The 6555-nt window shown below is 70.4% G+C and carries 5 protein-coding genes; 1 reads left to right on the top strand and 4 read right to left on the bottom strand.

Going from position 1 to position 6555, the window contains the following annotated elements:
- The coding region (locus K8640_RS29090) for a non-ribosomal peptide synthetase (protein WP_223750031.1) at positions 1-2043 on the bottom strand (2043 nt) is incomplete at its 3' end.
- Positions 2044-2215: 172 nt separating this feature from the next.
- On the bottom strand, positions 2216-3724 hold the full coding sequence (locus K8640_RS29085; RefSeq protein WP_223750030.1) for a hypothetical protein: 1509 nt from the start codon (positions 3722-3724) through the stop codon (positions 2216-2218).
- 442 nt (positions 3725-4166) lie between these two features.
- Here K8640_RS29085 and K8640_RS29080 point away from each other — a divergent pair, with 442 nt between their 5' ends.
- Positions 4167-4388 (top strand): DUF3185 family protein, encoded by a 222-nt coding sequence (locus K8640_RS29080; RefSeq protein WP_174816766.1) that lies wholly within the window; start codon positions 4167-4169, stop codon positions 4386-4388.
- A gap of 225 nt (positions 4389-4613) precedes the next feature.
- Here the strand turns inward: K8640_RS29080 and K8640_RS29075 are convergent, their stop codons facing one another.
- Positions 4614-5690 carry an aquaporin gene (locus K8640_RS29075; protein ID WP_223750029.1) on the bottom strand — a complete coding sequence of 359 codons (1077 nt, stop codon included), beginning with the start codon at positions 5688-5690 and terminating at the stop codon, positions 4614-4616.
- 82 nt (positions 5691-5772) lie between these two features.
- Complete coding sequence (locus K8640_RS29070; RefSeq protein ID WP_223750028.1) at positions 5773-6516, bottom strand: head GIN domain-containing protein; 744 nt, start codon at positions 6514-6516, stop codon at positions 5773-5775.
- Positions 6517-6555 lie beyond the last annotated feature (39 nt).

Below are 6555 nucleotides of genomic sequence, written 5' to 3'. Positions count from 1 at the left end.
CACCTGGGCTTTCGTCATCCGCATCAGGTCGCGGAGCATGAAGGCGCCGAGGAAGCCCGTGGCGCCCGTGAGGAAGATGCAGCGCATGTCCTCCAACGCGCGTCCCTTCACCACCGGCCTGCCTGGAGCGGGGGCGATGTCCTCGGGCAGCCGCGCGTCCTCGCGCCAGGCGTCGGGGCCCGCGATGGCGCGGCCCTCATCCTGGACACCCACGAGGGCCTGCCGCACCGCTTCGATGTAGTCCCCCAACGTCCGCGCCTCATGGAGGGCGTGCGCGGAGAGGCCCACGCCGAACTTCTCGCGCAGCCGCAGCGCCAGACGTCCCGTCATCAGGGAGTTGCCGCCCAGGCGCACGAAGTCATCGCCAGCAGACGCGGTCTCCACGCCGAGCAGCTCGGTCCAGATGTCGCTCACGCCCGCGACGACCGGGTCCTCCGACGGGGGCGCGCTTCGTGGGTGCGCCGCGGCGCCGCCGGGCGACACGGGGTGGGGCAGCGCGGCGCGGTCGACCTTGCCATTGACCGTGACGGGGAGCCGCTCCAGCAGGACGAAGCGAGACGGCACCATGGGCTCCGACACCCTGTCGCGCATGAAATCGCGGAGGGCGTCCTCGAGGCCCGCGCCGGTCTCCTTGGGTACGACGAAAGCCGCCAGCGACTTCTCGCCATCGGGTCGCTCCTGGAGAGTCACGACCGCGTCCCAGACGAGCCCGCTCTGCAGGAGCGACTTGGAGACCTCGTCCAGCTCGATGCGGTGGCCGCGAATCTTCACCTGATGGTCGGCCCGGCCCAGGTACTCCAGCGTCCCGTTCTCGCGCCACCGCGCCAGGTCTCCGGTGCGGTAGATGCGCAGCGCCTGGCCATCCTTCAGCCCGGACACGGTGGGGAAGCGCTCGGCGGTGAGCTCCGGCTGGTGGAGATAGCCGCGCGCGAGGCCCTCTCCCGCGAGGCACAGCTCTCCGGTTTGTCCTGGCGCCACGGGGCGCAGGTCCTCATCGAGCAGGAAGACCTCGGTGCGGGCGATGGGCCTCCCGATGGAGATGGACCCGCTCAAGGCATCCTGGAGGCGCGCCTCGTGGGCCGTCGCGTAGATGGAGGCCTCGGTGGGGCCGTAGCCGTTGACGAGCCGCTCGGGAGGGTGGTTCTCCAGCACTGCGCGGAAGAGGCGGGGGTTGGCGCGCTCTCCCCCCACGACCACCAGCCGAAGCCCGCTGAAGGCATCCGGACAGGCCTGGGCCACCATGTTGAACAGGGCGGTGGCGATGGTCATCACGTCGACGCGCATGTCGCGCAGCGCCTGGCGGAAGGCCTGGGGATCCAGGAGCGTCGCCTTGGAGACCACCACGAGCGCGGCCCCGTTGAGCAGCGCGCCCCAGATTTCATACAGCGAGATGTCGAACGCGTGGTTCGTGAGCTGCGTGACGCGCTCCGCGGAGCGGATGCCGAGGATGGGATTGTCGATGACCAGCCGGCGGATGCCCTTCGCGAGGACCTCGATGCCCTTGGGGCGCCCCGTCGTCCCGGACGTGTACATGATGTATGTCCGTCGCTCCGGGGTGTCGCGCGGGCCAGTGAAGGTCTCGGGCTCGCGCGCCACGCCGTCCGCGTCGCGTTCCAGGCAAAGGCAGCTCAATCCAGCCCGGGCGCAATGCGTCTCTTCCGTCAGGGTCTCGGTGAGGAGGACCTGTGTTTCGGAGTTTTCCAGGATGTATGTGATTCTCTCGCGAGGGTGCTGGAGGTCCAGCGGGACGTGAGAGGCCCCGAGCTTCGCGAGGGCCACGTGCGCCACGATGGCCTCGATGCCGCGCCGCATGGCCACGGCGACGGGCGTCTCCTCGCCCACGCCTCGCTTGCGCAGCGCGTTCGCGAGCTGATTGGCCCGGCGCTCCAGGGCGTCATACGTGACGCGCCTGACGCCCCAGTGGATGGCGACGGCTCCGGGCTGGAGGCGGACCTGGGCCTTCCACAGGTCCGCGAGCCCTGCCTGAGACGGATAAAGTCCTGGAGGAGCGCTGCTTTTCGATGGGGATTCGATGATGTGCATGCTCGTCGCGCGCTCCTCATGGATGTGTCGGGTGGGGGTTCGACATTTGTCTAATAGTAATTGGGTGTTTGTCTATGAAATTCCTTATGGAGGCGTGTTTGAATAAGGCAGGCGGCGCATGCGGGCGTGGGGCGTGCCCGCAGCGTCTGTTCATGCGGGCTCGATGTCTGCCTCAGGTGTCGTCGCAGTCTTGAAGCGGGATGAACCACACCTGGAAGGAGCCGGTGTCATCGATGGCGCGGAAATAGATGCGGTCGCCGACGCGGGTGAAGCCCTCCGGGAGTGAGTTCTCGCCGCGTGTCGCGATGTCCGCCAGGGGAAGGCTGGAGGCGACGGTGCCTTGGGTGAACCAGGGCTCGAGCCCTTCGCCCGGCGCCGAGGCGGCGAAGACGGCGGCGCCCTTGCCCACCGGGAACAGGGGCGAGGTGTACTCGTCACTCAGGCTGAGCGCTTCCGACAGGGCGGAGGTGCCCGCGGTGGTGCCGTCGGAGGTCCAGAGTGTCGCGGCGCGCGGTGCGGGCCCGGGGCTCGCGATGGCCACGGAGAAGAAGAGCCGCTCTCCCGAGACAGTGTATTGTTGCAGATAGGGATAAGCCGCCTCCTCGCCCGCATGGGGATTGGGGAGGGTGACGACCGCGCCCTTCCCGCCGCCACTCAACGACAGTCGCTGGATGCGCATCCGCATGCTCGTGGCGTCGACCGAGGCCAGGTAGGCATTGCCTTTCAATGCGCCGAGCAGGGTGACACCTTTGCCGAAGGCATCCACCCGCCGGGTCCCCGTCGCGGTGCCATCCGTCCTCCACACCTCCGTGTTCGCTCCGTCCACGAACAGGAACAGCCCCACGTCACCGGCCTGTCCCGTGCCGGTGATGGGCACTTGCTGGGCATCGACCTTCTTGACGAGGGCCGTGCCGGCGGCGGTGCCGTCCGTGCGCCACAGGGAGGTGCCCTGCGCCGCCGAGGACAGGAAGAAGAGCTGGTAGGGGCCCACGCGCAGCGACATGTTCCCGAGCGTCGACTCCGGACCGAAGCGCGCGAAGCGCAGCGTGCCCTCGGGCGTTCCATCCGTGTGCCACAGCTCGAGCTCCGGTGCCCCGGGCGTGGGGCTCCATTGGCGCAGGAAGGTGAGCTTCCCGTTCTGGGCCGCGACGAAGCTGAGGTGCGTGCCTTCAGGGCCTGGAGTCAAATCCCTGACCAGGTGCGTGCCCGCCTCGGTGCCATCGCTGACCCACAGCTCGCGTCCCGTCGCGGGCTGGTCGAGCAGGAAGAACACCCGATGGCCCACGGGTATCAGGTTGCGCAGCGCGGGGATTCCCACCGACGCCGCGGGGAAGGACTTCACCCGGGTCGTCCCCACCGCCGTGCCGTTGCTGCGCCAGAGGGCGGCGCTTCCGTCGAACAGGTTGGTGGCGAAGTAGAGCGTGCCTTTGACGTCGGCGAACCACTCGGGGAAGGGGCCGTTGAGCGTGGCGCCCGAGCCGGGGGGGATGACCACGGCGAGGCGCGCGGGGAGTCCCGGGCAGACCTGCTCCGTGAGCTCCTTGGGCGCAGTGGCTCCCCGGAAGCCCGCCGTGGAGCGGGTGGGGGGCGAGACGCCCGCGCCTCGAAGCTCAAGTCGGGTGGGGCCCCCGCAGCCGGCGAACACCAGACCCATCAGCACACACACATGTCTCGCTTGCATGTCCCTCTCCTCCGTGGCGACAACCGACGGAGGATGGGATGAGCGGAAGGGATTCCCCTATCCGCCAGCGAGGCGAGCCCCTATTCAGGGACGGACAGGTGCCCTCCCTCGAAAGGGAGGACACCCGCATGGGGGTTACGGGGCGAAGGCCGTGGAGGCCCAGATGCCGAACGAGCAGGAGCAGTCCCCCGTGAGCTGCTCACCCTGGCAGCAGTCCCGCGTGCGTCCATTGGGCGAGCACGCCTTGCCGGCGGGCGCCGCTGATGTCGAATCGAAGCGCAGGGCCTGGCGATATCGCCATGGAGTTGTTCTTGAATCCCGGTGGCTGATTCGTGGCGCCGTGGCGCGAGGTTCCTGGGCCCAGGGGGGAGGGGGGCATCTGAGTTCCCCTCGGCGAGTCACCGGGCGCTATAACGCTGCCTGGACAGCTCGAGGAGAACTCGTGGGAATCATCCGGCTCGTGGGAGTGATGCTCGCCGTCGCGGGCGGCGTGTTGCTGTGGACGGGGCTCAATGCGCGGGAGTCGCTCACCGAGCGAGCCACCCAGGCCTTCACCGGCAAGTACACGGAGCAGACCACGCTGTACCTGGCGGGCGGGGGCGCCGCGCTCGCGGGAGGCCTCCTGCTGGTGCTGTTCGGCGGCGGTCGCGGCAAGCGTCGCTAGTCCCGCACGAGCGGGGGCTGGTTTCTCGCGCCGCCCCGGCGCGAGCAGGTGTCGCCCCTGCTGAGTCGCTCGCGGGCGCGGGTGTTGCTTCGTCCGGGTCTCGCGCTGGCGCGGGCGTTTCCTCGTCCGGGTCGCTCGCGGGCGCAGGTGTTGCCCATCGCCCCCGCTGCGCGCTACCCGGAAGCGGTCTGCCTCCCGGCCGCGCGTCAGCGCGCGAGCAGTTGCTCAGGTAGGGCGCACCGGCGCCTCGTGCGCGGGGTCGCCGACGGCGTGCAGTCGGGACCATCCCCGCTCCCGCAGCAGCCGGTGGATGGGCTCACGCAGCGAGGCTCGCAGTCGCTGCTCCGCGTCCGGCGTTCCCTCTCCGCTCGCGGGCACTCGCCAGACGGCGGCGCCCTCTCCGGAGGGAGGCGCCTCGCCCTCCAGCATGAGCCGGATGACCATCGGCGGCGGCCCCAGGGCGTCCACGGCGCCTGTCCCCGTGTCCAGCGTGGCATGCGCCCGGTCCGGTGCGCACAGGCCGTTGAACACGGCGGCGGCCTGCTCAGCCACGCCGCGGTGGGAGCACTCGAAGATGACGCACCAGGGGCGGTGCGTGGGCTTCGCCGTCGGCGTCATCAGCCATCGGAACAAGAACACCGCGAGCGTCGCGCCGAGCAACTGCGCGGCCACGAAGGACTCGACATCCATCGCGTGCAGGGCGCTGGCACGGGTGCTCACCGCCCGGGCGAGGATGAGCGCCGGGTTCGCCAGCGAGCGCGAGTCGGTGAACCACACCGTGGCCGCGGCATACCCGGCCACGACGAAGTGGGTGGCGGAGGGCCGGGTGCGCACGCAGCCGCGCACCACGATGAGCAGGCCGAACGTCGCCACCAGCTCCGTGAGGAACTGCGCCGAGCTGGCCGAGGGCGTCCGCGTGGCGATGAGCAGCGGCTCTCCGCACATGAGGTGTGCCACCAGCCGTCCCGCGAGCCCTCCGCCCAGCTGTGCCAGCACGTAGCGCGGCACGTCCCGCCACGGAGTGCCGTCCTCCAGCGCGTCCGCGAAGGTGAGGGCGGGGTTGAAGTGCGCGCCGGACAGCGGCTGGAGCACCCAGGTGAGGCACGCGAGCACGACGCCGGCCGCCAGGGACATGAAGAGGCGGTTGTCGGTGGCGCTCACGCCCAGGTGCTCGGCGCCGTGGTGCGCGCCCTCCAGGGCCACCACGAGCAGTCCGCAGCCGAGCGCTTCGACGGCGAGCCGTCGGGGGCGATTGAGCCGCCCGGCGCTGGCGGAGGTCGTGGATGCATCTGCGCTCGTCATCGCGGGGCCCTCCAGCGGCGCTCCCACCCTATGCCTGGGGGAAAGGGCCGTCAAAGCCGACGCGAGCGCCTGCCCGGCACGACTATTCGAAGGTCAGCGAGGAGCCACCGGACAGGTCCTCCTCCAGCATCTCGGGGCGGCCGAAGACGCGCACGTGGCTGCCGCCCGAAGCGCTCACTCGCAAGGTGTCGGACACTCGCAGCGAGGCCATGCCGCCGCCGCTGGACTCCAGCGCCGCCTCCCGCGACGCGAGCTTTCCCGCATACACCTCGCTCCCACCCGACAGGTCCAGCCTCATCTGGCGCGCCTCGCCCTCCAGGAGCGCATACGCGCCTCCGCTCAGGGAGAGCGCCACCGACTGCGCGCGCAGCTCACGCACCAGGATCGCGCCGCCTCCGCTGGCGGACACGCTGAAGTGATTCGCGTCGACGCCGCCCGTCACGTCCGTGCGCCCGCCACCCGAGCGCTCCAGCGCCTCCAGGCTCGGCACCACCACCTCGACGCGCAGCGGATTGGGCGAGTCCCAGCCCACCGAGCCGTGCCCGCCGAAGTGCACCCGCAACCGGTCCCCGTCGTGGTCCGTCCGCATGCGGGCGACGAGGTTGTCATCGCCGATGATGAGGACCGAGTGGGGCCGCGTCGGGTCCACCTGGACGTGCGCGGGGATGCCGTCCTCCACCTCCAGCCGGTCGAACACGGGCGTCGTCCGCGACTCCTCAATCGAATGCCCGCTGCCCTCCAGGTGGTGCCCGAAACCACAGCCCGACAACCACGCCGCCGCCAGCAGCGCGAGCCCCGCGCCTTGCTCCCGTGCTCCCAGTCGCATCGTCCCGCTCCCGTGTCCGACAGGTCCGGGCACTGGAAC

It is taken from the genome of Myxococcus sp. XM-1-1-1 (assembly GCF_020037095.1).
GTDB classification, from domain to species: domain Bacteria; phylum Myxococcota; class Myxococcia; order Myxococcales; family Myxococcaceae; genus Myxococcus; species Myxococcus fulvus.
Note: the sequence above shows the minus strand (reverse complement) of the source record. Positions and strands in the feature narration are given on the sequence as shown.

What these genes read in the sequence shown, in the direction of transcription:
- K8640_RS29085 (WP_223750030.1), bottom strand. Translation starts at nt 3,724, where the DNA reads ATGCAAGCGAGACATGTGTGTGTGCTGATGGGTCTGGTGTTCGCCGGC.
- K8640_RS29075 (WP_223750029.1), bottom strand. Translation starts at nt 5,690, where the DNA reads ATGACGAGCGCAGATGCATCCACGACCTCCGCCAGCGCCGGGCGGCTC.
- K8640_RS29070 (WP_223750028.1), bottom strand. Translation starts at nt 6,516, where the DNA reads ATGCGACTGGGAGCACGGGAGCAAGGCGCGGGGCTCGCGCTGCTGGCG.